This is a genomic window from Methylothermaceae bacteria B42 (assembly GCA_001566965.1).
In the GTDB taxonomy this organism is placed as follows: domain Bacteria; phylum Pseudomonadota; class Gammaproteobacteria; order Methylococcales; family Methylothermaceae; genus Methylohalobius.
In genome coordinates, this window is sequence record LSNW01000023.1 from 1 (window position 1) to 26,133 (window position 26,133).

Sequence of the window (26,133 nt, forward strand, 5' to 3'; positions counted from 1 at the left end):
CATGGCGTCAAGCTTACCACCCCATCCCTGCCGCCTAAAGGCGTGGGATTTACGGATCCCCTATCGGGGACTTTAAACTGGGATTTCACTGTTGCATATTGGCAGGAGACAAAGGAATAGGAAGCCCTTTCACCCAGTATGGTTGCTGGTCGCGGTAGTGGGGGGAGAATGGATGGCCGGATTGCCCGCCGGGCATCTGGAGGAGGCTGTCTTTGAGGTTGTTGGGGACGGCGACTAAACGCATGCTGGCGCCGTAATCGGGGAGGGCGACGCGGACGCAGTAGCGGCATCCGGGCAGTGGGTCGCCTCGCATGTCAAGAAAAAAAGATAAGACCGGCAGGCCGCGGCTCAAGGGGTGCCTGATTTCGGCGCGGTTGACATCGCCCCAGGTTAAATCGGCAATGCTTTTGCCGTGCTTTTTTTCCAGGGCTTCCTTGGCGGCGAGCAGGTGATGCCGGATAAAACCATGCCAAGTGCTGAATTGTTGGCCGGGGAGTGTTGCGGGGTGGCGGAGCCTTAGCATTTGCCGCAGGGGAACTTCCCGCTTGAACCATCCATAACGGAAGTGGGGATCGGTTTGCCGGCATGGGTTCAAGAGCGGTGAGAATACCGCGTTTTCCAGGCGTTGATGGAATGCCACCAACAAGGGCAGGCCAAGGCCGCCGGTATCCGATTTTCCATTCCAGGCATGAAGGACTTGCGCCAGTAACCGGTCGGTTTCTGTTGGGCTCTGTTCGTCGAGCGCTGCCAGGGCCAGTGCCCGGTAAAACTCATAAAATTCGGCTTTGCTATCCAGTTGCAACTTGAAAGCCTGTTGGGGGCTGATTTTCGATTTGGTTGTGAGTGCCTGTGCAATGCGGTGGGCACGGAAACTGGTGGCGTAGTTATGTCCCGGGTTGAGGGTTGAATGACAGCCGAGGGTGCGGTTGTTGGCGGTGACCAAATATCCTTGTGGCGGGTCGATCATGCGGGGGATGTCCGGGGGGGGAACCCCCCCCCGCCAGCCTGTCTTTCCGCTGGCCCAGTTGTGGGGGAGGGTGCCGTCAAACCCCATTCGGCGGGGCAGCTTGCCGCTCAAGGTCCAGCCGATATGGCCCAGATGATCGGCCACCGCTACATTGAGGACCGGAATACCGGCTTGATTGAATAATCCCAGCGCCGCTTCGACGGTTTGTATCCGGTCAATCTCAAGGGCCTTCAGGTTGACGGCTTCCGGTTCGAAGGCGGTCCAGCGGACCGCTACCGGCTGATTGAAAAGTCTTGCAGGGGAAACCGGTCCCCAACGGGTGGCGCGGGCGGTGAAAGTATGGGCGGGCTGGCCTTTGATGCGGATGACTTCCTCGAAGGTTTGGAAAGCTTCCCAGCCATCCGGGGTCAGGTAGGAACCAGGGTGCCTGGGGTTGGTGGTCAATTTCACCAAATCGATGACATCGGCCAAGGCATTGGTGAATCCCCAGGCGATATGCCCGTTACTGCCGGCAACCATCAGAGGCACGCCGGGCAGGGTGATGCCATCGAGGGTGATGTTTTGATATTGGAGCCTGGCCCGGTACCAGATATTGGGCACGCCCAGATGCAGGTGCATATCGTTGGCCAGGATGGCCTGGCCGTTGCTGCTTTTCCAGCCGGCAATCGCCCATTGATTGGAAGCGGCGGGGAGGGCGTGGCTGACTAATCCTGCCGTGGTGCTCGATTGCGCCATCAGATCAGTAATGGCTTTCACAGGCATGGGTTTTCGTGGACGGCGCCCGCATCGGCCCCCAAGCAAGGGCTGGTCGAACGGGTCTTCATCGGGCGTAAGAAAATCCACCACCGGGTTGGGCAGGGTTTTCTCCATGACGGCGAGCATGCGTTCCTGGTTGCCCGGTTCATTAAGCATTTGAAACATGGCAAGCGACACCAAAATGGTGTCTTCACAGGTCCATGCTTTCGGGCGGTAGCGGAGCAATAGAAATTCCGGCGGCAGAACGGATTGTTGATCCAGCCAGGCATTGACCCCCTGGGCGTAGGCGCGGCAAATGGCCTGTTGCCAGGGCGGCCAGTGTCGGGCAATGGTTTTGGCGGCGCGGTAAAAACCCAGGCTGCGTTGGCGGATGTCCAGCTCAAGGGCGGCGGCGCCGACAATTTCCGATAATCGGCCGGCCATTTTGCGCCGGGTCAAATCCATTTGAAACAGGCGCTCGGCAGCGTGCAGGTAGCCAAGCGCTTGATAGGCGTCCAGCCGGGTTTGGGCGTGGATGGCAGGTATCCCGAAGCGGTCAAAATGAATGACGGCCGGATGCGACAGGTTGGGAATTTTAACGGCATTGCCATAGTTCAGCCGGGAGGCGCTGAGCAGATACCCACAGCCGGCGGCGAATGCGAGAAGCAACACCAATGTTATCAGCGATCCCTTGAATAAAACCTTTGCAATCATGGCCGGCAAAGACAGAAGGGGGGCGGGTTTGGTATGATTTCCGGTAACTTCATCAAATCGTCGAAACCGAAATTTTCAGGAGAAACATCATGGTACGCCTAACGACCCCGGTGTGTGAATTTGGCAAAAAGGCCCCTGACTTTGCCTTGCCCGGCGTGGACGGCAAGGTGTGGACACGGGACGAGTGTAAAGGTCCCAATGGTTTGTTGGTGATGTTCATCTGCAATCATTGTCCTTATGTCAAGGCTGTGATCGACCGGATTGTCCGCGATTGCCGGGAGCTTCAGGAATACGGCATCGGCTCGGTGGCGATTATGCCCAATGATACCGTTGAATACCCGGAAGATTCCTTCGAAAATATGAAGAAATTCGCCCAGGACCACAACTTTCCATTTCCTTATTTGTTGGATGATACCCAGGAAGTCGCCAAGGCCTATGGCGCGGTGTGTACTCCCGATTTCTTCGGTTATAACAAAGACTTGGAGTTGCAATACCGGGGACGGCTGGACGAGAGCCGCAAAGAACCCGTGCCCGGCGCCCGGCGGGAATTGTTCGAGGCCATGAAGCAAGTCGCCCTCACCGGCAGGGGGCCGGAAGAACAGATTCCCAGCATGGGCTGTTCCATCAAGTGGAAGCAGGGCAACGAACCTGAGTAACAACCCATTACTTGCCTATGTATTTTACATTGCCAAGGTGCAGGGGTATTTCTTCCGTGGGTGTTGGCGGCCTGGATGGCCGCCTTCAAGTCCTCAGGGAAGAGTTTACGACGTCCCACGGAAGAAATACCCCTGCACCTAAAGCAATCTCAAGCCGCCAAATATGAGATATAAACCGATATTAACCATTTTCAAAGAGGAAAAAATCACCCATGACCATTAAAAAAATGATCGACCTGGATCTGAAAGGCAAGCGGGTATTGATACGCGCAGATTTGAATGTGCCCATCAAGGATGGAGAAGTGACCAGCGATACCAGAATCCGCGCCAGCGTGCCTACGATCCGTCAGGCCCTGGAACAAGGCGCGCGCTGTGTAATGGTCATGTCCCATCTGGGTCGGCCCAAAGAGGGAGAATACGATCCGCAATACTCCTTGGCGCCCGTGGCCGAGCGTTTGTCGGAGTTGCTGGGCCAGCCGGTACGCTTGATCAAGGACTGGATTGACGGCGTGAAGACAGAGTCCGGCGAAGTGGTATTGCTGGAAAATGTCCGCTTCCTCAAAGGAGAGAAAACCAACGATCCCGAGCTGGGCAAGAAAATGGCGGCCCTTTGCGATGTGTTTGTCATGGATGCTTTTGGGACCGCCCATCGGGCTCAAGCCTCGACCCATGCGGTGGCGCAATTCGCGCCTGAAGTCTGCGCCGGCTTGCTTTTGGCCCAGGAGTTGGAGGCTTTGGGCAAGGCCCTGCAAAACCCGGACCGGCCATTATTGGCCATTGTCGGGGGCTCCAAGGTATCCACCAAGCTGAAGGTTTTGGAAACTTTGGCCCAGAAAGTGGATCAACTGATTGTAGGGGGCGGCATCGCCAACACTTTCATTGCCGCCGCTGGTTTCCCCGTGGGCAAATCCCTTTATGAGCCGGATTTGATTCCCGACGCCAAGCGCTTGATGGAACAGGCCAAGGCCCGGGGCGCGGATATTCCCATTCCGGAAGACGTGGTGGTGGCCAAGGAATTTTCCGAAGATGCCGAGGCAACGGTCAAAAAGGTCAATGAAGTGGCCGACGATGATTTGATTCTTGATATCGGCCCCGAAACCGCCCAATACTACGCGGATTTGATTAAAAAAGCAGGCACCATTGTCTGGAATGGCCCGGTGGGGGTATTCGAGATAGACCAATTCGCGGAAGGGACGCGGGTGCTGGCCGAGGCAATCGCCGAGAGCAAGGCGTTTTCCATTGCCGGCGGTGGCGATACCTTGGCGGCGATTGAAAAATTCGGCATTGGCGACAAGGTGTCCTATCAATCCACCGGTGGCGGCGCGTTCTTGGAATTTTTGGAAGGACGCAAACTGCCGGCAGTGGAGATTTTGGAGCAAAGAGATTGTTGATTTAAAAAAGATTTTCTTTTTTGCAACAATTTTGCTATACATAAACAACAGAAGGAGTCAAGAGTTTAAGGATACTTTTTGATATATCAGAGGCGTTTGTGGCGTAAGTATGAACCTGAATCAAGCCTCATTTAGCATAAGTCTAAGCGCCAGGTGAAAACGACGAAGTGCCTTCAGGGAATCTCGAAAAATTGCCGTCCAGGCAATTTTTCTCCTCGCAAACCGAAAACGCGGTTTCCGGTTTGCTCCATTTTCAATCTCTTACTTGATTGAAAATGGCCGGGCTTCCCTGCCCAGCGCGGGCACCTCTAAATTTTTAGAGGTGCCCTTCAATCATTGAGGTCAAGGGCGGACCGGGCGTGGATAAAAGACGAATGGATAATGCATGTTGTTGAGAATCCGGAGTATGAGAGCGTGCAAGAAGATGGCAGGATTCGTCGTTGGGCAAAAATCAGCGAGGCAGGAGAGAGGTATCTTCGAGTAATCCTGCTCGAAAATGGTGAAACGATTCACAATGCGTTTTTTGACAGAAGGTTTGAACCATGAAATTAAAATATTTCCCTGATACAGATACGCTATATATAGAATTTAGTGATACTGAAATCGTGGAAACGAAGGATCTGGATGAAAATACCATTCTTGATTTGGATGCCGGGGGAAATATCTGTGCAATAACCGTGGAACACGCCAGCAAAAAAACAGATGTAAATTATTTGGCGTTGGAAGGAATTGCGGCGTAACAAAGCATGCAAGTCAGGTGGTCATTAATTTTTAGGGTAAATTATTTAGCGTATTTTTTAATTTAATGATGAGGTTTTTATGGCGCGGATTACCGTAGAAGATTGTTTGGAAAAACTGGAAAACCGTTTTGAGCTGGTTTTATTGGCCACCAAGCGCGCCCGGCAATTATTGGCGGGTGCGGAGCCTTTGGTGGATTGGGGTAAAGACAAAGCCACGGTGGTGGCGCTGCGGGAAATCGCGGCGGGCAAGTTGGATATCGATAAATTGAGGGAAGTAGATATGGACGGAGGGATTCCTTCAGCCATGACCCCTCAACCTGCTGAAGAAGCGCAAAGTCTGTAGGTATTGTCCATGGCGGAACTGGCTCCCAAATTAGAACGCCCGCAAGACCTCCTCATGACCCAATTGATTGAGAAGGTTGGGAGCTACCTTGAGCCATCCCAAACCGAATTAATCTACCAAGCCTATCATTTCGCCGATGAAGCGCACGCTGATCAGTTTCGCCTGAGTGGCGAGCCCTATATCTGTCATCCCATTGAAGTCGCGTTGATTCTGGCGCAGGAAATGCGCATGGACGTCAACGGCATTGTAGCGGCCATTTTGCATGATGTGATCGAAGATACGCCCGTCACCAAGGATCAATTGCAGGAAATGTTTGGAGGCGAGGTGGCTAATCTGGTGGACGGCGTCACCAAACTGACACGGCTCGATTGCAAATCCAAAATGGAAGCCCAGGCCGAAAGCGTCCGCAAAATGATGCTGGCCATGGCCAACGATTTGCGGGTGATTTTGGTCAAATTGGCAGACCGCTTGCATAACATGCGTACCTTGGGTCCCATGCCTGCCGACCGCCGCCGCCGGATTGCCCGGGAGACCTTGGATATTTATGCTCCCCTGGCCAACCGTCTGGGGATGAACCGGATTCGGCTGGAGCTGGAAGAGCTTGCCATGAACGCCATGTATCCCTTGCGTTACCGGGCCTTGAGCCAGGCGGTCAAAAGGGCGCGGGGTAACCGCAAGGAGGTTATTGGCAATATCGAAGAGGCCATCCGCAATCGTTTGCGCGAAGCAGGCCTATCCTGCGAGGTCAACAGCCGGGAAAAGCACATCTACAGCATCTACAACAAGATGCGCACCAAAGGCTTGTCGTTTAATCAGGTATTTGATGTCTACGCCGTGCGCATCATCACCGATAGCGTGGATGAATGCTACCGGGTGCTGGGGTTGATGCACGGCTTGTATAAACCCATCCCTGGACGATTCAAGGACTATATCGCCTTGCCCAAGGATAATGGCTATCAATCGTTGCATACGGTGTTGGTGGGACCTTATGGGTTGCCCGTGGAGGTGCAAATCCGCACCCGCGATATGCATCGGGTGGCGGAAAGCGGTATCGCCGCCCACTGGCTCTACAAGAAGGAAGTGGATGACGATGGTTACGGCCCAAAAGCCCGTGCTTATGCCTGGGTCAAGGAATTTCTCGAGCATCAGCAAAGCGAAGGCAGTTCTCTGGAGTTTATCGATAACCTGAAAGTCGACCTGTTTCCTTCGGAAATCTACGTTTTCACGCCCGATGGGGATATCGTCAAATTGCCCCAAGGCGCCACGGCCCTGGATTTTGCCTATGCGGTGCATACCGAGATTGGCAATGCCTGTGTCGGCGCCCGGGTCAATGGCCAACTGGTGCCGCTGCATTCCGCCCTTTACAACGGTCAAACCGTGGAGGTGGTCACCAAGGAATGGGCCAAACCCAATCCATCCTGGTTGAATTACGTGGTTACCGCCAAGGCGCGGTCGGCCATTCGAAGTTATTTACGCAATCTCAAAACCCAGGAAGCGGTCCGGCTGGGAAAGAGAATGTTGGAGGCGGAACTGCGCAAGCTTGATGCTTCCCTGGATACCTTACCCCCCGAGCAAGTGGCAGAGAAGATCAAAGCCATGGGTTTCGAGCACATCGAGCAATTGCTGGAAGAAATCGGCCTTGGGAATCGAATGGCGCTATTGGTGGCCCGGCAGTTGGTGTCCGAACAGGAAGGGCTGGATGTCGCCCTGGATGACAGTTGCGGCAGCGGCGTGCCTTTGATTATTAAGGGCACGGAAGGGATGGTGGTGAGTCTGGCCAAGTGTTGCCGGCCGATTCCCGGCGACAGCATCATCGGGTTTTTCAATCCGGGCAAGGGACTGGTGGTGCACCGCAGTGAATGTAACAATGTGGTTGAATTTCAGAAGAAGAACGTGACCTGGATCCCGGCGGAATGGGATGATCACGTGGAAAGCGAATTTTCCGTGGATCTGTGGGTGGTGTTGTTTGACCAACGGGGCACTTTGGCCCGGGTCGCTTCCACCATTGCCGAATGTGACGCCAATATCGAGAATTTTGTAGTCACCCAGCAAGACAGCCACACCAGCACCGACGTGATTACGATTTCCGTGAAGGACAGGGTGCATTTGGCAAAGCTCATCCGCCGCCTCCGGCAATTGGATGTGGTATTGAAAATTCAGCGGGTCAAGTCAAGATAACCAGCCTTCCAAGTTTCTGTTTTGTTATGACCAAGGAAATCATCTCCACCCCCGACGCGCCCCAAGCCATTGGCACCTATTCCCAGGCTGTCAAGATCGATGGCGTGGTTTATCTGTCAGGCCAGATTCCCCTGGATCCTGAAACCATGACGTTGGTGGAGGGGAGCATTGAGGTCCAAATCCGCCGGGTTTTCGACAATCTGCAGGCGGTTTGCCAGGCGGCGGGCGGCAGTCTCAATGATATCGTCAAGCTAACCGTTTATTTGCGGAATCTGGACCACTTCCCGCAGGTCAACGAAATCATGGCCACCTATTTCAGCCAGCCGTATCCTGCCCGTGCCGCTGTGGGGGTTTCCGCCTTGCCCAAGGGCGCCGGGGTGGAAATGGATGCGGTAATGGTGCTGGAATAAACCCAATGGCGGCAGTCTCTGCTGCCTTCCCGCCGGTGCTTTCCCTGAAAGGCGCCGGTCCCGCCCTGGCAGCCAAGCTTCAGCGTCTTGGTGTGATGGACGTGCGGGATTTGGTGCTGCTGGCGCCGCTGCGCTACGAGGACCGCTCCAAGATCCTCCCCATCGCTTCCGCCAGTCAAGGTAAATGCTTGATTGAAGGGGAAGTGGTGCTGACCGATATCACGGGCAGAAGCCGGCCTATGCTGGTTTGCCGATTGTGTGACTCCAGCGGTAGTCTGGATCTCAGGTTCTTTCATTTCAACGCCGGTATGCGCAACCGGTTGATACCGGGCACACGCTGGCGCTGTTTCGGAGAGGTGAAGGTATCCTCTTTCGGCAAGGAGATGATTCATCCCCAAATGGAGCCCGCCGATGCTTCGTTGCCCGGGATTGTGCCCATCTATCCCGCCGTGGCCGGGGTGACGCAAAAAGTATTGCGGCGCTTGATTGGTCAAGCGCTGACCTTGTTTGAATCCCATCCGCAGTGGCTGCCTTGCGTTTCACCAGTGTCGGAACAGGCAGCCATGACAACATTGCAGGCATTGAAATTCCTCCATCAACCACCGGCTGAAGCTGAGGTCGTGCTGCTCAATTCCGGCAGCCACCCGGTTCAACAGCGGTTGGCGTGGGAGGAACTGCTGGCCCATCACTTGAGCCTGCAAAGTTTGCAAGACTTCCGGCAAACCGGCCAGGGGCCTAAAATGGAAGCCCCGTCATTTCTAATAGACACATTTCTCTCTTCACTGCCTTTTCCATTGACCGATGCCCAGCGCCGGGTATTTGCGGAAATTCAGGCGAATCTGGGTTCGGGGCGTCCCATGGGCAGGTTGGTGCAAGGGGATGTGGGGTGTGGCAAAACCGTGGTGGCGGCCTTGGCGGCCTTGGTCAGTCACGGGAGTGGATATCAAACCGTATTGATGGTGCCCACCGAATTACTGGCGGAACAGCATTTCCAGACCTGGCGGCAGTGGTTGTCGCCCCTGGAAATCGAAGTGCATTTGCTCACTTCCAAAATGAGCGGGAAAGACCGTCGTCAAGTTCTGGCCGCCATGAAAGACTCCTCCAAAGCTGTTTTTATTGGCACCCATGCCTTGTTTCAGCGGGAAGTCCATTTTGCCCGGCTTGGGCTGGTGATTGTCGATGAACAGCACCGCTTTGGCGTGGACCAGCGCCTGACTTTGAAAGCCAAGGGGGAACAGGTAATTCCCCATTATTTGGTGATGACGGCGACGCCCATTCCCCGCACATTGGCCATGCTCCGTTACGGAGATATGGCGGTATCGGTGATAGATCAACTGCCGCCCGGCCGCCAGCCGGTAGAGACCCGGGTGATGAGTCAGAAAAGAAGGGAGGAATTGATTGCCCGGCTGCAGACCTGGATCAAACAGGGGCGCCAAGCCTATTGGGTATGCACCTTGATTGAAGAATCCGAAGCGCTCGATTGCGAGGCCGCGGAAGATACCGCTTCTGCTCTCCAGTCCAGCCTGCCTGGTGTCCGTATCGGTTTGGTGCATGGCAGAATGAAACCGGTGGAAAAGGAGCAGGTAATGACTGCTTTCAAGCAGGGAGAGATAGACCTGCTGGTGGCGACGACAGTGATTGAGGTGGGAGTGGATGTGCCCAATGCCGGCCTGATGGTCATTGACAACGCCGAGCGTCTCGGGCTGGCCCAGCTGCATCAACTTCGGGGCCGGGTAGGGAGAGGACCCGGTCAAAGCTATTGTATCTTGTTATACAAGCCCCCTTTAACAGACATTGCCCGGCAGCGTTTGGACTTTGTGCGCCAATGCAACGACGGTTTTGCCTTGGCGGAGAAGGATCTCGAACTGCGGGGCCCAGGGGAAGTGCTTGGTACTCGCCAAAGCGGGGCGTTGCAGTTTAAAATGGCCGACCCTGTGCGCGATCAGAATTTGCTGCTTAAAGTTCAGAAAGATGCCAAAGCGCTACGGGAGCACGAAGGCGCATCTATTCCAACTTTGTTGAAATTTTGGCTGGGGGATGGCAACCAATATGCCGATGTTTGAAAATGTTTCATAGTTGTTTGCTGAGGGAAGATCCTCTTTGGCGGGATGATCGGTTGCCAAAAACCTCCGGCATTCCTGGCGGGATTCGCAGTTGGCTTGAAGAATCCGCTTCTTTAACCGCCCGGTTGCGGGCCGCTACCGGCGAAATCCGGGTGGAAGTTAAAAAACAAGGTTGGGGGAGGCCGTTTTTAAGTGAGGCCAGTCAATTGGGGCTGCCTTGGGGCCGGTTGGCCTGGGTTCGGGAAATCATTTTATCAGGTGCTGGCCGGCCCTTGTTGCTGGCGCGCACAATAGCCCCGCAATCGACATTGGCTGGCGCGGGCAGTCAATTTACCCGGTTGGGAACACGCCCTTTGGGAGAAGTGTTGTTTACAAGCCCGTATATTTGGCGGGAGCGGCTTGAATGGACTCGTTTGCCTGCCGGGATATGGAAACTGCCCGGCTTGCAGCCTTTGCCCCAGTGGGGGCGGCGGGCATTATACCGCGTGAGTGGTCGTCCTTTACTGGTGAGTGAATTCTTTATGCCAAGTGTTTTTTCTCTGGAGCATGGGGATGGATAAGCCGCAGTTATCCTCGGATGATTTGAAAGACCGTCTGTTGCAATATGCCTATTTGATGCGCTTCCACCGCCCCATTGGGATTTTCTTATTGCTGTGGCCGGCGCTCTGGGCTTTATGGATTGCAGGCAATGGCCGGCCTGATGTCAAGGTCGTGGTGATTTTTGTGCTTGGCGTGATTTTGATGCGCGCGGCCGGTTGTGTCATTAACGATTACGCTGACCGGGAGTTTGATCCTCACGTGGAAAGAACCAAAGACCGGCCCATTGCCTCGGGTAAGGTCAGCCCCAGGGAAGCCTTGATGTTATTTGCAGTATTGTGTCTGCTGGCCTTCTTGCTCGTTCTCCAGCTCAATGGCCTGACCATTGCCCTGTCATTCATCGCGTTATTCCTGGCGGCCTCCTATCCCTTTACCAAACGAATCACTCAATTGCCCCAGGCGTATCTCGGCATCGCTTTTGGCTGGGCGGTGCCCATGGCTTTTGCCGCGTTAACAGGCACCGTTCCTTTGATCGCGTGGGGATTGTTTCTGGCGACTGTGCTGTGGGCGCTGGCCTATGACACCATGTATGCGATGGTGGATCGGGACGATGATTTGAAAATCGGGGTCAAGTCCACTGCTATTTTGTTTGGCCGTTATGACCGCTGGATTATCGCCGGAATCCAGGTAGCCATGTTGCTGATATTGGTATGGGTAGGACGAAGCGCCGGTTTGGGGGCATGGTATTACCTTGGATTGCTTGCGGCTGCTTGTTTTGCGGTCTACCAGCAGTATTTGATTGCCGGGCGGGAGAAGGCCAAATGCTTCCAGGCTTTCTTGAACAACCACTGGTTTGGCGCGGTGATTTTTTTAGGGTTGTTGCTGGATTATCAGAGCCATGTCTAAACACGTAAAGGGTTGATTGCCGGGGCAGGTGGCCTGATTCGTCTTGAATAGATGACGGAGCTCTGGCTGGATTATTGGTTCTGAATCGGAAATATTGTCTGTGAACTTTTTATTTGCCCTTAAGTCTCAAGGTTATGTGTCGGGAACGACGCAATTCTACTCATTTCCTCCCTTATGAGTAGCGAGCAGCTCCGGTTCCCCCAAGCCGGAGCATCACTAGCCCCAAAGCATCTCCCCCTTTGCTTTGGGGTTTTTTTTGTCTCTCAGTTTCCAGCCCGAATAATGCACAATCATCCGGGATGCTGTGGCAATAGCTGTGCCGTATGGGTATTCCAGTCTGTCATTTGTGGATGTTGGCGGCCTGGATGGCCGCCATCAAGCCCCCAGGGATGGGTTTACGGCGTTCCACAAATGACAGACTGGAATACCCTTGCCGCATAAGGTTTAGAGAAAAGTTCAAGCTTGATTCTCGATTTCAAACCATTCATCCAGTACCTCATGAGCCTCTTCCACGCCCATCTTTTTAGGCGCGGAAAATAGCTGGATTGAAGGAGGATGAGGGAGTTCAGATAATGCTTTTTGCACTTTCAGCAATTGGTTCTTGGCCGGGCCGAATTTTAATTTATCGGCTTTGGTCAGCAAAATATGAAGGGGTAATTCATAGAAGCCACACCATTCAATCATGCGTTGATCAAATTCAGTCAAGGGGTGGCGGATATCCATGACCAGAAAGACCCCTTTCAGACATTCGCGCTCCTTCAGATAGCGTTCCAGGGCGCGGCGCCATTGCGTTTGAGTTTGTTGGGAAACCTTGGCATAGCCATAGCCGGGCAGATCCACAAAACGGCGGTTTGAGTCAATTTCAAAAAACACGAGATGTTGTGTGCGGCCCGGCGTTTTACTGGTGCGGGCCAGTGCCTTTCGCCGGGTTAATACGTTGAGTGCGCTGGATTTGCCGGCATTGGAGCGGCCGGCAAAGGCGACTTCATAACCTTGGTCGGGAACATCGGCGTTGAAGTTGAGCGTGCTTAAAAGAAATTTGGCTTGATGGTAAAGAGGATTCATTGCTAAAGGTAAAATTTGTCATGACGGCACTAAGACGGCAAAACGAGTACAATAACTCCCGATTATGTCATGAGCAGCGCTAAAGGAACGAAGTGTTATGAAAATCAAAACTATACTAACATTATTCACAATAGGAACAATGACGAGCATGGTTACGGTGGTTTCCGCGGCATCGATTCAAGCGGGAAAGAAAAAAGCCGAGGTGTGCGCGGGCTGTCATGGGGAAGGAGGCAAGGGGGCAAACCCGATATTTCCCAAACTGGCGGGGCAAAACGCCAAGTATTTAAGCCGTCAACTTCGATATTTCAAGGATCAAGTACGGAACATTCCCGCCATGAATGCAGTCGCATCTACTTTAAGTGATGAAGATATTGCGGACTTGAGCGCCTATTTTTCCGCACACTCCCCTGGGCCTGAAGAGGGTGAGGCGCCGCCGGAAGGCGTTAAAATCTATCTTTCCGGGATGGCGGAAAAGAAAGTCCCTGCATGCTCGGCTTGTCATGGCCCCCAAGGACAAGGCAATGCTCCCGCGGGTTTTCCCTTGTTGAAAGGGCAATATCCCGCTTATACAGTGAAAGCCTTGACGGATTTTGCATCCGGAGAGCGGGGGGAAGAAAAGAGCCCGATGCGGACGATTGCACAGCGGATGACGGAAGATGAAATGAAAGCCGTTGCCGCTTATATCGGCAGTTTGAAATAAGATCCAGCTTAGGAGAAAAGATGAAGTTAAGTATTCTGCATTATGTTTGGGCGATTTTGTTCACTTTGGGGATCGCTACCCCTGTTTTCGCATTAACGGCGGATGAATATATTGTGCTTGACCCGCCCCGGCCAACCGATAACTCAGGTAAAGTCGAAGTCATTGAGTTTTTCTGGTATGGCTGCCCCCATTGTTACCGCTTTGACCCTTACGTGGCGTCGTGGCTGAAGACAAAGCCGGATGATGTGGTCTTCAAGCGGCAGCCAGTGATATTCGGCAAGCATTGGGCGCCACATGCCCGGGCGTATTTTACGGCGGAGGTACTGGGCGTCGTGGATAAAATCCACAAGGATTTTTTTGATACCATGCACGTCAAGAAAAAGCCGTTGAGCACAGAAGATGAACTGGCTGATTTTTTTGCCGCCCACGGGGTCGACAAGGAGACTTTCAAAAAGGCGTTCAATTCATTTGCGGTGGATTTGAAAATGCGCCAGGCCAACGAGATTGCCGGAACCTATGGCATTGACGGGGTGCCTGCCATTGCCGTGAACGGGAAGTACAAAGTCACGGGCAGCACCGCGAAAAATTACGAAAACATGATTAAAGTCATGCAGCAACTGGTGGATCAGGAGCGCAAAGCACTCCAGGCGAGCGCGAAGGCGCAATGATTTCGCCTTGATCCCACCCATTGCAAGGGGGAGAAATGAGGAAAATCCATGAGGGTATGCCCAAAACCCGATTGAAGCTGGCCAGTTTTAATATTCAAACGGGCATTCGTACCCGTAGCTATCGGGATTATTTATTTCGCGGTTGGCAGCACCTTTGGCCCACCGCGAAAAAGCTCAATAACCTGGACAGAATCGCCGAATTTCTCCGCCCTTTTGATATCGTCGGTTTGCAGGAAGTCGATGGCGGCGGTGCCCGTAGTGATTATGTCATTCAAACCCAATATCTGGCTAGGCGGGCGGGTTTTCCCTATTGGCACAATCAAGTGAATCGCCGGATTGGCAACTTGGCTTTACACAGTAATGGCCTGTTAAGCCGTTTGCGGCCCCATTATATCCATGAAACCCCCTTGCCTGGACTGCCTGGCCGCGGCGCCCTGCTTGCCCGGTTCGGTAACGATGACCTGGCCTTGCATCTGTGTATCCTCCATCTGGCCCTTGGGCGCCGGGCGCGCATGCGCCAACTGGAATTTATCGCGGGGTTGATTCAAGGGCTGCCCCATGTAATTTTGATGGGGGATCTGAATTGCGGCCCCGGATCTCCGGAACTAGAAATGCTGCAAGCAGAAACGGGCTTGATTGATCCGGTTCCCCACGCCCGGACTTTTCCCAGCTGGCGACCTCAGCGCAAGTTGGATCATATTCTGGTGAGCCCGGGTTTAGAAGTGGAAAACGTCCATGTTTTTGATTTTGCATGCTCGGATCATTTGCCCATCGGGGTGAATGTCAGTTTGCCTGAAAGTTACCGTGAAGCCGCGTGAAACAAGATGTCTCATTCTGACGCAGACAAGTGGAAGCAAAAATGCCTGAATTTGGCGGAGGAGCTGGATGAGCAGCAAGCCCGCCGGGAACGCCATGAAAAATGCATGGCGCGGGCTCTTGTTCGTTTGAGCCATATTTGCCAGGGGATTGATCAGTCCCTTGATCCTTATTTGCAGCGCCTGCGGGAAATTCTCAAAAGCGGCCGGTTGGACGATCAGAAGCTCGAGTACCTGGATACTTTTGCCAATACCCTGTTGGATCTTGAGTTCAAGCATGCGCCGACCGTCAATTGGCAGGTCCAGGTGCTGGAATTGTTTTATTCTCAGGCCCAAGGCGAGGGAGAAAGGGCGGTATTTTCTAAATTTCAGGAAATAGTAAAAAAACGTCCGTTTGAGGATGCAGAAGCCCTGTTCCACGCCTTGGAAGAAGCACTTCAGGCTTCTTCGGCAAAACCCTCGCCTTCTCTGTTTAGTCGTTGGTTTAGAAGGATCCCGGAAACCGCTTCAACTGACGAAGGGGTTCTCAAAGAACAACTATTGCAACTCATCCAAGAAATTGAAATTCCTCCAAGGTTGACAGAGCAAAGTGAAAACTTGCTCAATCAACTCAAACAAGCGCACTGTGATATTGAAGAGGTACTGGAAGGCACTGCAAGGTTGCTGTCCGAAATTAAGGCTCAACTCAAGAAAGAACAACAAGAAATCGAAGATTTTCTCAGTACATTGACCAATAAGCTGCAAAATCTGGAGCAACAGGCCTTGGATGTCGGGAAGGTTTTTTCTTCCGAGGAGGTATGGGGAGATTCCGTGTCCCGGCATGTGGAACACCTTCGCCACCATGCTTTGGAAGAAACGGATCTGGAGGCATTAAAAACCACAATAAGTTCCAGATTGGATATGCTGACGCAGCAATTACGCCATTATCAGGAAGCTGAAGCCCAGAGAAATAGCGAGGTGGACCAAAAAGTCCGGGCGATGACCGAACGCTTGCAAGCGCTGGAGCGGGAATCGCAAGAATTGCATCAGCGGTTGCGTTTGGCCCATCAGCAAGCGTTGTATGATCCCGTGACGGGATTGCCCAATCGCAAGGCCGTTGAGGAGCGCTTGGCCCAGGAGTTTTCCCGTTGGCAACGATTCAAGCAGCCGGTCAGCTTACTGGTTTGGGATATCGATCGCTTTAAGCAGATCAACGATCGGTTCGGGCATCAGGCGGGGGATAAGGCACTGCGGATTGTCGCCCAAACCCTCGGTCAAGGGATTCGGGAAGCGGATTTTATCGGCAGATATGGGGGGGAAGAATTCGTCATGCTTTTGCCTGGCACGGAAGTTGAAGGCGGTCTGAAAGTAGCGGAAAAGTTGCGCCGGGCGGTTGAAACCTGTGGATTTAATAGCCGCGGGAAGCCTGTGCCCATTACGATTTCTTGTGGTATCACCGAATTCAGGGAAGGCGACCGGGTTGAAACCGCGTTTGAACGGGCGGATAAAGCGCTCTATGAAGCCAAGCAAGCAGGGCGAAATTGCTGCCGGGCGAATTGAGAGGCTATCTCGGCGCACCTTGCCACCCATTGGGATGAATTCCATAATTTACTGAAGTTACGCACGGTTATTCCAAAGCAGCCCTCAAACGCAGTGAGCTGTCCGGCAAGGAATCCTGTCATTGAGACAGGGTGTCCCCTCCCCAACCCTCCCCATCAAGGAGGGTGTGACGGTGCGGTCCTTGCCGTAAATTGCGTAACATTAGTGACTTATTTATGTTGCGGGCGTCGTTTGGCCCGCCTCGATGGATTCTTTGATTACCCGGGATTTAGGGAAGTAGCAGCGAAAGGTGCTTCCTTTCCCAACCCGGCTTTTAATGGCTAAATGTCCTTCGTGACGATTGAGAACGTGTTTCACAATGGCCAGTCCTAGGCCGGTGCCAGTGGGGTTGCGGTTTTCGGTTTCCGGAACCCGATAAAATCTTTCCGTGATTCTCGCCAAATGCTGCCGCGGAATGCCCTCGCCCGTGTCGGAAACTTCAAGACATGCCCCGTGAGAGGTTTCAAACCAACGGACAGTAATTTTTCCGTCGGCCGGGGTGTATTTGATTGCATTGGTAATCAGGTTTTCGAAAGCGCTGCGTAACTCCTGGCTATTACCAATGAGTTTTGCTTGGGATTCGATCTGCAGTTGAATTGAAGCATGAGGCTCGGGAATGGACGCCATTTCGTGGCAAACTTCCGTCAGTAGTCTCTGGACATCCACTGGATGGGTTTTTGTCCCCTGCGGGGTGGTTTCCAGGCGGCTTAAATAGAGCAGGTCATCCACCAGGTATTGGAGGCGCTGTAATTGCTCTTCCATGCGTGACAGGGTCGGTCTCAGGCTTGGATCGACTGAGGTTTCTTGATCGAGCAGATTTTCAAGATAACCGCGAATCACCGTGACAGGCGTCCGTAATTCATGGGAAACATTGGCAACGAAATCGCGGCGCTGCCGTTCCAGCATCTGGATTTGGGTAACATCCTGGGCAATCAGTAAGTATTGATTGCCAGTGAAGGGAACAATCCGCACTTCCAGGCGCATATTCTCATCATGGGGCGCCGAGATGGTGATAGGGTGGTTGAAATCCTTCTTGTGCAGGTACGCAACAAAAGCAGGCTGGCGGATCAAATTGTCGATACGCATCCCCATGTCCATGGGCTGTAATCCCAGCATGCGGGCGGCTGCCTTGTTGAACCAGTCAATTTCAAATTCCTTGGTCAGTACCACCGTGGCGTCGGGGAGTGCCTCGGTAGCCTGGCGAAAGCGCTTTAGCATCTTCATCAAGCGGCGTTTGCGGCGCTGATGACGGCGCCGCATCAACCGCAGGCGGTGAAAGATTTCTTCCCAAATACCGTTGCCATCAGGCGGTTCCTTGGTTTCCGAACGCAGCCAGGCGAGCAGGTGATAGATGTAATACAGGTGGCGGGCCAGCAGTAGGGTAATGAACAACCAAAAGGCTAAACCCCAGCTGTCCTGGAGCCATCCAATCCATAAAGATATGAACAATGCCCAGAGGCAGAGACTGATTTCCGACCGCCAGGGGTGGGTCATAATTATTGTGGTTGTGAAGAAAAACGATAACCAAAACCGCGAACAGTTTGGATCATAGCATCCCGGTTGAATTCAGCCAAAATTTTCCGCAGACGGCGGATGTGTACGTCAATGGTTCGTTCTTCAATATAGGTTTCCCGGCCCCAAACCCGGTCCAGTAATTGACTGCGGTTATAAACCTTATTGGGGTGGGTGAGAAAAAATTCCAGTAACCTGTATTCCGTTGGGCTCAGATTGATAGGGTGTTGTTCAATTTGTACTAGGTGTTTTTCCGGGTCCAGCACGATACCCCCAGCTTCAATGAGGCTGGGACGTTCGCCTTTGCCAAAGCGACGCAACACCGCGTTGACTCGGGCGATGAGTTCGCGGGGAGAAAATGGTTTGGTAACATAATCATCCGCGCCGCTATCCAGGCCCGCGACTTTGTCTTCTTCCTCCCCCCGGGCAGTGAGCAAAATGATAGGAGTATCGCTATATTCAGGCTCTCGTTTGATTTTCCCTGCCCAATCAATTCCGCTCATGCCGGGCAGCATCCAATCCAGCAAAATCAAATCCGGCATGTCCATTTCCATGCGTAGAAGCGCGGATTTGGTATCTGGCGCCAAGTCGACGGAAAAACCTGCTTGTTCCAGAATTAACTTGAGCATATCGCGGATGGCGGCTTCGTCATCGACAACTAGAATTTTGATTTCAGCCATGAAGGAGTTCAAGTTGGATTAGTAAGAAAACTTAAGGATAACTGGTATTTGTTCAGTTAATCAAAGCAGGGATTATAAGGATTATAAAAGGTAAAGCGCCGGTGGAATACCGGCGCCTATAATATTAATATTAGGTCAACGGCTACATTAGTGGCGAGTCATGGGATGAATGCGGATTTCCACCCGCCGGTTTTGCGCTCTGCCCTCCGGCGTGGCATTGGAAGCGATAGGCATGCTTTCTCCCATCCCCCTGGCAATGACTCTGTTGGGTGCAACTCCTTGCGCCATTAGATACTGAGCGACACTTTGGGCGCGCTGCTCTGATAGTCGTTGATTGTATTCGGCGCTGCCAGTGGAATCGGTGTGACCGGTGACTTCAATCAAGGTTTCCGGGAACTGCTTCAACACAATGGCAACAGAATTCAGTACCGGAAAAAAGTGGGCAGCAATATCCGCGGAGTCGGTGGCGAAAGTAATATTTCCTGGCATAATCAGGCGAAGATTATCGCCTTCCCTGACGACACGCACGCCCGTGCCAGCCAGTTTCTGCCTTAAAATGGCCTCTTGACGATCCATATAGGCGCCTACCCCCATTCCGGCCAAGGCGCCTATTCCCGCACCAATGGCTGCGCCTGTCCCGGGTTTTCCGGCAATTGCGCCGCCGATAGCGCCAGCCGCAGCGCCGGCTGCGGCGCCCACACCCGTTCCGATGACGGTTTTGCTGACTTGTTGTTCGCCGGTATAGGGATTCGTGGTGCAGCCTGCGGTCAACATCATGGCAGCCGTCAGAGTAGCTATTTTTTTCATGCGTATCTCCTTGTCTTGGGGTTTAAACTTCGAGAAATTATCAACTTCCAGCCCGGATATTTCACCAGCCGGCTTCGGGCCTTTACCAAATTGACTGATTTACTAATATAAAATACTGAAGGTCAACAATATTCACGAGATCCAATTTGGATCCGGCCCGAATCCTATCCCGGCCCTGGCTTGTCCAGGCACACCTGGACTTGAGCTTCCTTCAGGCCATAGATACTACTATGCCTTTACTCTGGGTGTCCTGCCCTCCGCCCCTGACGGGGCCAGCAGAGCTGTTCCAAATCGCTCCCGGCGATTTGGTCAGTCCAGCCTGGCGTCCAGTCTCACCTGTCCTGCACCATCATCCGGGATGCTGATGAAATCTCCGGGCTAGATTTACGTTTTTGTCGTGAACCCAGGATGAATTTTATTCAACTCTAGATGACGATTTATCATCAGGCAAATTACCAGGCAAAATTGATTTTAAGTTACAATAAAAAGTTACTTTCTTTTGGTGTTAAGGATGAATTGGGCGTTGTCCCCCAAAATCAGATCGGATATTACAGAATTTGCGAAGGGACTATATTGAGAGAATAACACGGCGACTCCTTCGCTCCTTAAGATTATAGAAAACGGAAAAAGGAATAGATTGCAGTGAGTCAAGATTTTATTTTTACCTCAGAGTCGGTATCGGAAGGGCATCCTGACAAGATTGCCGATCAAATCTCAGATGCCATGTTGGATGCATTGCTCAGTCAAGATATCAAATCCCGGGTGGCCTGTGAAACTTTGGTCAAGACCGGAATGGTATTGCTCGCCGGAGAAATCACCACCGAGGCTTGGGTGGATACCGAACAACTGGTTCGAGAAGTGGTGAGAGATATCGGTTACGACGATCCAGTGTATGGATTCGATTGGCAAAGCTGCGCGGTTTTGTCCGCCATCGGCAAGCAATCTCCGGATATCGCCATGGGAGTGGATGAATCCGAAGACCACGAGCAAGGCGCGGGCGACCAAGGCTTGATGTTTGGTTATGCTTGCGATGAGACTGATGTCCTCATGCCGGCGCCCATTTACTATGCTCATGAATTGGTCAAGCGCCAGGCCAAGATACGGAAAAGCAAGGTGCTTCCTTGGCTGCTGCCCGATGCCAAAAGCCAGGTCACAATTCGTTACGAAGACAGCCGGCCGGTAGCGGTGGATGCGGTGGTGCTTTCCACCCAGCACTCCCCGGAAATTTCCCAGTCAGCCATTCACGAAGCGGTCATGGATGAAATTATTCTCAAAGTATTGCCGAAAGAATGGCTACACAAAGACACCAAATATTTTATCAATCCAACCGGCAAGTTTGTTATTGGCGGACCCGTGGGGGATTGCGGTCTGACCGGCCGCAAGATTATCGTGGATACCTATGGCGGCATGGCGCGCCACGGTGGCGGTTGTTTCAGCGGCAAGGATCCTTCCAAGGTGGATCGTTCCGCCGCCTACATGGGCCGATATGTAGCCAAGAACATAGTCGCTGCGGGGTTGGCCGAGCGCTGTGAAATCCAGGTATCCTACGCCATCGGCGTTGCAGAGCCCACTTCTATCACCATTGAAACCTTTGGTACCGGTCAGGTTGCCGAATCGCGCATGGTGGATATCGTGCGGCAGCACTTCGACTTGCGTCCCAAAGGCTTGATTCAGGAACTGGATCTACTCCGGCCCATTTATCGTCAAACCGCCGCTTACGGCCATTTCGGGCGCCGGGAGGATGAGTTTACCTGGGAGCGCACCGACAAGGCCGAAGCCTTGCGGGAAGCGGCGGGACTACCGCCGAGGGGCTAAGTAAAAAGCCGGTTTATCAATTTAGTTAAAATCAAATTCAGGATATTGACCATGACACAACCTGTGACCAACTTGGATCCAGATTATAAAGTAGCCGATATGTCCCTTGCGGACTGGGGCCGGAAAGAAATTCAAATTGCCGAGACCGAGATGCCTGGCCTGATGGCGCTACGGGAAGAATACAGCAGTGAAAAACCCCTCAAAGGCGCCCGTATTGCGGGCTGTTTGCACATGACCATTCAAACCGCGGTGCTTATTGAAACCCTGCTGGAACTGGGCGCGGAAGTACGTTGGTCTTCTTGCAATATCTTTTCCACCCAGGACCATGCGGCGGCGGCCATGGCGGCTGCCGGTGTCCCGGTGTTTGCCTGGAAAGGCGAGACGGAAGAAGACTATTGGTGGTGCGTGGAACAGACGATTTTCGGCCCCAACGGTTGGCGTCCCAACATGCTGCTGGATGACGGCGGCGATTTGACCCAAGTCATGCACGAAAAATATCCCGAGTTGATGGAAGACATCCGGGGGGTATCGGAAGAAACCACCACCGGGGTTCACCGTCTTTACGAAATGATGAAGGAAGGCACCTTGAAGTGCCCGGCTTTCAACGTCAACGATTCGGTGACCAAATCCAAGTTCGACAATCTTTATGGTTGCCGGGAATCCTTGCTCGATGGCATCAAGCGCGCCACCGACGTGATGATTGCCGGCAAGATCGCCGTGGTCTTGGGATATGGGGATGTGGGCAAGGGCTGTGCCCAATCGCTGCGGGGGCAGGGAGCAACGGTTTGGATTACCGAGATCGACCCCATTTGCGCCTTGCAGGCGGCAATGGAAGGTTACCGGGTGGTGACCATGGATGAGGCGGCATCCAAGGCGGATTTGTTCGTCACCGCCACCGGCAATTATCACGTCATTACCCACGAGCACATGCAAGCCATGAAAAATAATGCCATCGTCTGCAATATCGGCCATTTCGACAACGAAATCGATGTGGCGTCCTTGAAGCAGTACACTTGGGAAAATATCAAGCCTCAAGTCGATCACATCATTTTCCCCGACGGCAAGCGCATTATTCTGTTAGCGGAAGGGCGTTTGGTTAACCTGGGCTGCGCCACGGGACACCCCAGCTTTGTCATGTCCAATTCCTTTTCCAATCAAGTATTGGCGCAAATCGAACTTTGGAATAATCCTGGCAAGTATGAAAATAAGGTCTATGTGCTGCCGAAATTCCTGGATGAAAAAGTCGCCCGTCTTCATTTAGGTAAACTGGGCGCGCAATTGACCCGCTTGACCGAAGCCCAGGCCGCGTATATCGGCGTGCCGGTGGACGGGCCATTCAAGCCGGACCATTACCGCTATTGATGCGGGTAGTTAAGAATGTATTCCAATAAGTAATGTTAGGAAGAGGGATGGAGCGGCTTTTGGGAATGTAGGCGTATGGATGCCCGCCATCAAGCCCTCAGTGATGAGTTTACGGCGTTTCCCAAAAGACGAACCATGTCTCTATTAAGATGATAGTGCGTCAAACAAACCTAAGTTTCGAGTTTTTCCCCCCCAGGTCTCCCCAGATTGCCCAGCAATTACGGGAGACCTATCGGCTCCTGGCAAAATTGAAGCCTGGCTATTTCTCGGTTACCTATGGAGCCGGGGGGACGACTCGCGAGAATACTTTTGAAACGGTACTGGAAATCCAGCGGGAAACCGGCATTGATGCCGCCCCGCATTTATCTTGCATCGGTTCCACCCGGGCGGAAATTCAAGGGCTTTTGCAATCCTACCGGGAGCAGGGAATTCGGCGGATTGTAGCGCTAAGGGGAGACATGCCTTCCGGCATGCACGCCATGGGGGACTTCCGTTACGCCAATGAACTGGTGGCCTTCATTCGCGAGACAAGCGGTAATTTCTTCCATATCGAAGTCGCCGCCTATCCCGAGGTACATCCCCAGGCCACCAGTTACCGGGCCGATCTTCTGAATTTCAAGCGCAAGGTGGCGGCTGGGGCTAATGGTGCTATCACCCAGTACTTCTATAATGCCGACAGTTATTTCTATTTTGTTGAAGACTGCCGCCGCCACGGCATCGAGGTGCCCATAGTGCCCGGCATTATGCCCATCACCAATTACAGTCAATTGGCGCGTTTTTCCGATATGTGCGGCGCGGAAATCCCCCGCTGGATGCGGAAACGCCTGGAAGGGTTTGGGGACGATTTGCCGGCAATCCGGGCGTTTGGCATTGATGTGGTTACCCACTTGTGTGAACAGTTGATTGAAGGCGGCGCGCCGGGGTTGCATTTTTATACCATGAACCGGGCCGAACCCACATTAACAATCTGCCAAAATCTGGGCTTGGCAAAGGCATGAAGTGTTACGTTTACCGCTCCCGCAAACAGGATGAAATGTATTTGTTTCTTAAGAACAAGGACGATTTCTCTGCGGTTCCGCCGGAACTGATGCCTCACTTTGTCAATCCGGTATTTGTCTTTGAACTGGAATTGACGCCCCAGCGCAAGCTGGCGCGGGCAGATGTGACCACTGTTATGCAATCCTTGGAGGATCAAGGGTTTTATCTCCAGGTTCCGCCTCCCAAGACCGCATTGGGTTGAGTGCGTAGCCCCAGGCTTTTTCTCCCACAACCATTAGCGGCAAATAGAGAATTTCTATTGGAAGGCGAGCGCGCCCATTATTTGCGGACAGTGCTGCGTTTGCGCCGGGGCGCCAAGTTAATCGTTTTCGACGGCAAAGGTGGAGAATACGAAGCCCAAGTATTGTCAGTGGATCGCCGTCGCGTCCAAATACAAACGGGTGCGTGGCTTGACCGGGAAGCGGAATCATCCTTGGCGACCTATTTGGCGGTCGGCATTGCCAAAGGCGAACGGATGGACTGGGCGATTCAAAAGGCGGTAGAACTTGGCGTCACCGCGATTTTCCCTTTGCTGACCGAATATTGCAATGTTCGTTTGCCTGGCGACAGAGCTGGGCATAAGCGGGAACATTGGCAAAAAATTGCCATCGCGGCTTGTGAGCAAAGTGGCCGCAACACCCTCCCCGAGATACACTTGCCCCAGGAGTTCTTTTCCTGGATTCCACAACAGTCTCACGGATATTTGCTTGATCCTCATGGCATGCCATTGCGTTCCCTGGAAGAACCCGGACAATCATTTACCCTGCTCATCGGTCCCGAGGGGGGCTTAAGTTCGCGGGAAGTGGAAGCCGCGCAAGCCCGCGGGTTTACCAAAGTCAGCCTTGGTCCCCGGATACTGCGGGTAGAAACCGCAGTTGCCGCGAGTTTAAGCGCGGTACAGGTGCTTTGGGGTTAAATGATGGCGGGTCAAATCATGATGTCTAGGAAATGACTGTGTATTATCTCAATATGATTTTTTTTGTGATTGCTTTCGGCCTGGCCCAGGCAGCCAGTGGCGCGCCGATATCCGGAACCTTACCGAAAGGCGCCATTATCGCCTTTCTCCCCGAGTCCAACTCTAAACACTATTCCGATACCGAAAGCCTGAAACGGTGGCTCAAGTCCCAGGGATGGGCCTTATGCGACGGTACCCAGGGGACGCCGAATCTGAACTATCAAATGCTCATTGGCACCACGAGCGCGCGTCAGACCTGGCAAAAAGTGGGTTCCCGCACCCATACCCATAACATCCGTGGCGAAAGCGGTCCTTCCCATGGCCGGGAGAAAGCAATCCGTGGCGGCATTGGGCGGCAGGCGCGGACGCCTGCTGTCGGCCACAAGCATTCAATCGAACTGGTGTCGGAAACCGCGGAGCACTTGCCTTTGAGCACGCGCGTGCTTTTTATCATGAAAATCCAGTAGTTAAAGGGGGGTAATCCAATTTAGGCTAAACTTGTTGAAACGAGTTGATAACTAAGCTGCAGGAGAAATTAATGGCAACCCAGATAAGATTGGCTAGCTCCGTCTTTAGCGGCGGTTTGGTGGTGGCAGGAATTTTCTTTTTGGGGTTGCTTTTTATGACGGTTTATACCATCGAAAGTGGCACCGTGGGCGTTTTGAGCACCTTTGGCAAATACGACGCCGATGAAAGAGAACCCGGCATCCATTTTAAGATTCCCATGGTCCAAAAAGTCCGGGTTTTCGATGTGAAACTCCATACTGTGACTTATCACCAAGGCAAGCCACTGCCCGCCCGCGAAGGGGTAATCAACAAACCCATCATCCAGGTGCTGGACAACAAAAACTTGCCCATCGGCATTGAATTGACGGTGCAATACACGCCGATTCCGTCAGAAGCCAGCGAGATTTTGGCCCGTTTCGGGGACAATTACTTTGAAAAATTAATCAATCCCATAGTGAGGGACGTGGTCCGGGATGTGGTGGGTAAGTACCAGGCGGAGAAAATCGCTTCCGACCGCAGCGCCATCGGCCATGAAATCCGGGTGATGTTGGCTGAGAAATTCAAGCAGCTGCCGTTTCAGTTGAATGATGTGGCTTTGAGGGAAATAAAACTGCCCCAGATTGTGCTCAAGAAAATTGAAGAAGTGCAACTGGCCAAGCAAGAAGAGCAACGCCTGGCCATGGTCGAGAAACAGGCGGAGAAGAACCAAAAGATTAAAACCATCGAAGCCAACACCCGCCTGATTGAAGTGACCACCCAAGCCAAGGCGGAGGCGGAGAAAAAACGCATCGAAGCTGACGCCAAGGCCTATCAGATCACTAAGGAAGCCCAGGCTAAGGCGAAAGCCAATCACTTAATAGCAAGTTCCATCACCGACAAATTGATCCGCTACCGGTCGGTGGAGAAATGGAATGGCACTTATCCAGCGACATTGATGCAAGGGGAAGGCAAATCCCTTATGCTGCAATTGCCGCCGGCCCGGTAATGGATA

25 protein-coding genes are annotated in these 26,133 nt (G+C 52.9%); 20 read left to right on the forward strand and 5 right to left on the reverse strand.

Annotation, left to right across the window (positions count from 1 at the left end; translation table 11 throughout):
* Positions 1-85: 85 nt before the first annotated feature.
* The gene (locus AXA67_00675; GenBank protein ID KXJ40701.1) at positions 86-2,425 is read right to left on the reverse strand and encodes a hypothetical protein; all 2,340 of its coding nucleotides are present in this window, start codon (positions 2,423-2,425) and stop codon (positions 86-88) included.
* An 80-nt stretch (positions 2,426-2,505) separates the two neighbouring features.
* Between AXA67_00675 and AXA67_00680 the strand changes: the two genes are divergently transcribed.
* The 9 genes from AXA67_00680 to ubiA all read left to right on the forward strand — a co-directional run bounded on the left by AXA67_00680 (position 2,506) and on the right by ubiA (position 11,640).
* Positions 2,506-3,072: an alkyl hydroperoxide reductase gene (locus AXA67_00680; GenBank protein KXJ40702.1), complete on the forward strand. Its 567-nt coding sequence runs from the start codon at positions 2,506-2,508 to the stop codon at positions 3,070-3,072.
* Positions 3,073-3,284: 212 nt separating this feature from the next.
* Positions 3,285-4,463 (forward strand): phosphoglycerate kinase, encoded by a 1,179-nt coding sequence (locus AXA67_00685; protein KXJ40703.1) that lies wholly within the window; start codon positions 3,285-3,287, stop codon positions 4,461-4,463.
* 542 nt (positions 4,464-5,005) lie between these two features.
* A complete protein-coding gene (locus AXA67_00690; protein KXJ40704.1) occupies positions 5,006-5,203 on the forward strand; it encodes a hypothetical protein in 198 nt (65 codons plus the stop codon).
* 79 nt (positions 5,204-5,282) lie between these two features.
* Positions 5,283-5,546 carry a DNA-directed RNA polymerase subunit omega gene (locus AXA67_00695; GenBank protein ID KXJ40705.1) on the forward strand — a complete coding sequence of 88 codons (264 nt, stop codon included), beginning with the start codon at positions 5,283-5,285 and terminating at the stop codon, positions 5,544-5,546.
* Between the two features lie 9 nt (positions 5,547-5,555).
* Positions 5,556-7,724, forward strand: a complete 2,169-nt coding sequence (locus AXA67_00700) for a (p)ppGpp synthetase (protein KXJ40706.1) — start codon at positions 5,556-5,558, stop codon at positions 7,722-7,724.
* 26 nt (positions 7,725-7,750) lie between these two features.
* Positions 7,751-8,134 carry a reactive intermediate/imine deaminase gene (locus AXA67_00705; protein ID KXJ40707.1) on the forward strand — a complete coding sequence of 128 codons (384 nt, stop codon included), beginning with the start codon at positions 7,751-7,753 and terminating at the stop codon, positions 8,132-8,134.
* A 5-nt stretch (positions 8,135-8,139) separates the two neighbouring features.
* Positions 8,140-10,197 (forward strand): ATP-dependent DNA helicase RecG, encoded by a 2,058-nt coding sequence (locus tag AXA67_00710; GenBank protein KXJ40708.1) that lies wholly within the window; start codon positions 8,140-8,142, stop codon positions 10,195-10,197.
* 2 nt (positions 10,198-10,199) lie between these two features.
* Positions 10,200-10,757, forward strand: a complete 558-nt coding sequence (locus tag AXA67_00715; GenBank protein ID KXJ40709.1) for a hypothetical protein — start codon at positions 10,200-10,202, stop codon at positions 10,755-10,757.
* Positions 10,758-10,779: 22 nt separating this feature from the next.
* Entirely contained in the window at positions 10,780-11,640 is an 861-nt protein-coding gene (gene ubiA / locus AXA67_00720) for a 4-hydroxybenzoate octaprenyltransferase (protein ID KXJ40770.1), read from the forward strand.
* A gap of 456 nt (positions 11,641-12,096) precedes the next feature.
* Here ubiA and AXA67_00725 read toward each other — a convergent pair whose 3' ends face one another.
* Complete coding sequence (locus AXA67_00725) at positions 12,097-12,705, reverse strand: hypothetical protein (GenBank protein KXJ40710.1); 609 nt, start codon at positions 12,703-12,705, stop codon at positions 12,097-12,099.
* A gap of 148 nt (positions 12,706-12,853) precedes the next feature.
* On the opposite strand from AXA67_00725, the gene AXA67_00730 reads away from it, so the two are divergent.
* The 4 genes from AXA67_00730 to AXA67_00745 are packed head-to-tail and all read left to right on the forward strand — an operon-like array spanning position 12,854 to position 16,427.
* Positions 12,854-13,405: a hypothetical protein gene (locus AXA67_00730; protein ID KXJ40711.1), complete on the forward strand. Its 552-nt coding sequence runs from the start codon at positions 12,854-12,856 to the stop codon at positions 13,403-13,405.
* Positions 13,406-13,425: 20 nt separating this feature from the next.
* Entirely contained in the window at positions 13,426-14,073 is a 648-nt protein-coding gene (locus AXA67_00735) for a disulfide bond formation protein DsbA (protein ID KXJ40712.1), read from the forward strand.
* Between the two features lie 56 nt (positions 14,074-14,129).
* The gene (locus tag AXA67_00740; GenBank protein KXJ40713.1) at positions 14,130-14,891 is read left to right on the forward strand and encodes an endonuclease; all 762 of its coding nucleotides are present in this window, start codon (positions 14,130-14,132) and stop codon (positions 14,889-14,891) included.
* A gap of 6 nt (positions 14,892-14,897) precedes the next feature.
* Complete coding sequence (locus AXA67_00745; GenBank protein ID KXJ40714.1) at positions 14,898-16,427, forward strand: hypothetical protein; 1,530 nt, start codon at positions 14,898-14,900, stop codon at positions 16,425-16,427.
* Positions 16,428-16,640: 213 nt separating this feature from the next.
* On the opposite strand, the gene AXA67_00750 is transcribed toward AXA67_00745, so the two are convergent.
* From AXA67_00750 to AXA67_00760, 3 genes are all read right to left on the reverse strand, one after another.
* Positions 16,641-17,960 carry a hypothetical protein gene (locus AXA67_00750; protein ID KXJ40715.1) on the reverse strand — a complete coding sequence of 440 codons (1,320 nt, stop codon included), beginning with the start codon at positions 17,958-17,960 and terminating at the stop codon, positions 16,641-16,643.
* 2 nt (positions 17,961-17,962) lie between these two features.
* The gene (locus tag AXA67_00755) at positions 17,963-18,658 is read right to left on the reverse strand and encodes a two-component system response regulator (protein KXJ40716.1); all 696 of its coding nucleotides are present in this window, start codon (positions 18,656-18,658) and stop codon (positions 17,963-17,965) included.
* A gap of 147 nt (positions 18,659-18,805) precedes the next feature.
* Entirely contained in the window at positions 18,806-19,465 is a 660-nt protein-coding gene (locus AXA67_00760; protein ID KXJ40717.1) for a cell envelope biogenesis protein OmpA, read from the reverse strand.
* A 642-nt stretch (positions 19,466-20,107) separates the two neighbouring features.
* Here AXA67_00760 and AXA67_00765 point away from each other — a divergent pair.
* The 7 genes from AXA67_00765 (at position 20,108) to AXA67_00795 (ending at position 26,127) form a co-directional block, all read left to right on the forward strand.
* A complete protein-coding gene (locus tag AXA67_00765; protein KXJ40718.1) occupies positions 20,108-21,280 on the forward strand; it encodes an S-adenosylmethionine synthetase in 1,173 nt (390 codons plus the stop codon).
* 51 nt (positions 21,281-21,331) lie between these two features.
* Entirely contained in the window at positions 21,332-22,642 is a 1,311-nt protein-coding gene (locus AXA67_00770) for an adenosylhomocysteinase (protein ID KXJ40719.1), read from the forward strand.
* A gap of 149 nt (positions 22,643-22,791) precedes the next feature.
* Positions 22,792-23,640, forward strand: coding sequence for a 5,10-methylenetetrahydrofolate reductase (locus tag AXA67_00775; GenBank protein KXJ40720.1), 849 nt, complete (start codon positions 22,792-22,794; stop codon positions 23,638-23,640).
* On the forward strand, positions 23,637-23,882 hold the full coding sequence (locus AXA67_00780; GenBank protein ID KXJ40721.1) for a hypothetical protein: 246 nt from the start codon (positions 23,637-23,639) through the stop codon (positions 23,880-23,882). The genes AXA67_00775 and AXA67_00780 overlap by 4 nt, the downstream gene beginning before the upstream one ends.
* Entirely contained in the window at positions 23,883-24,596 is a 714-nt protein-coding gene (locus AXA67_00785) for a hypothetical protein (protein ID KXJ40722.1), read from the forward strand.
* Between the two features lie 38 nt (positions 24,597-24,634).
* Positions 24,635-25,102: a hypothetical protein gene (locus AXA67_00790; protein KXJ40723.1), complete on the forward strand. Its 468-nt coding sequence runs from the start codon at positions 24,635-24,637 to the stop codon at positions 25,100-25,102.
* Positions 25,103-25,173: 71 nt separating this feature from the next.
* Entirely contained in the window at positions 25,174-26,127 is a 954-nt protein-coding gene (locus AXA67_00795; protein KXJ40724.1) for a hypothetical protein, read from the forward strand.
* The last annotated feature ends 6 nt before the right edge of the window (positions 26,128-26,133 follow it).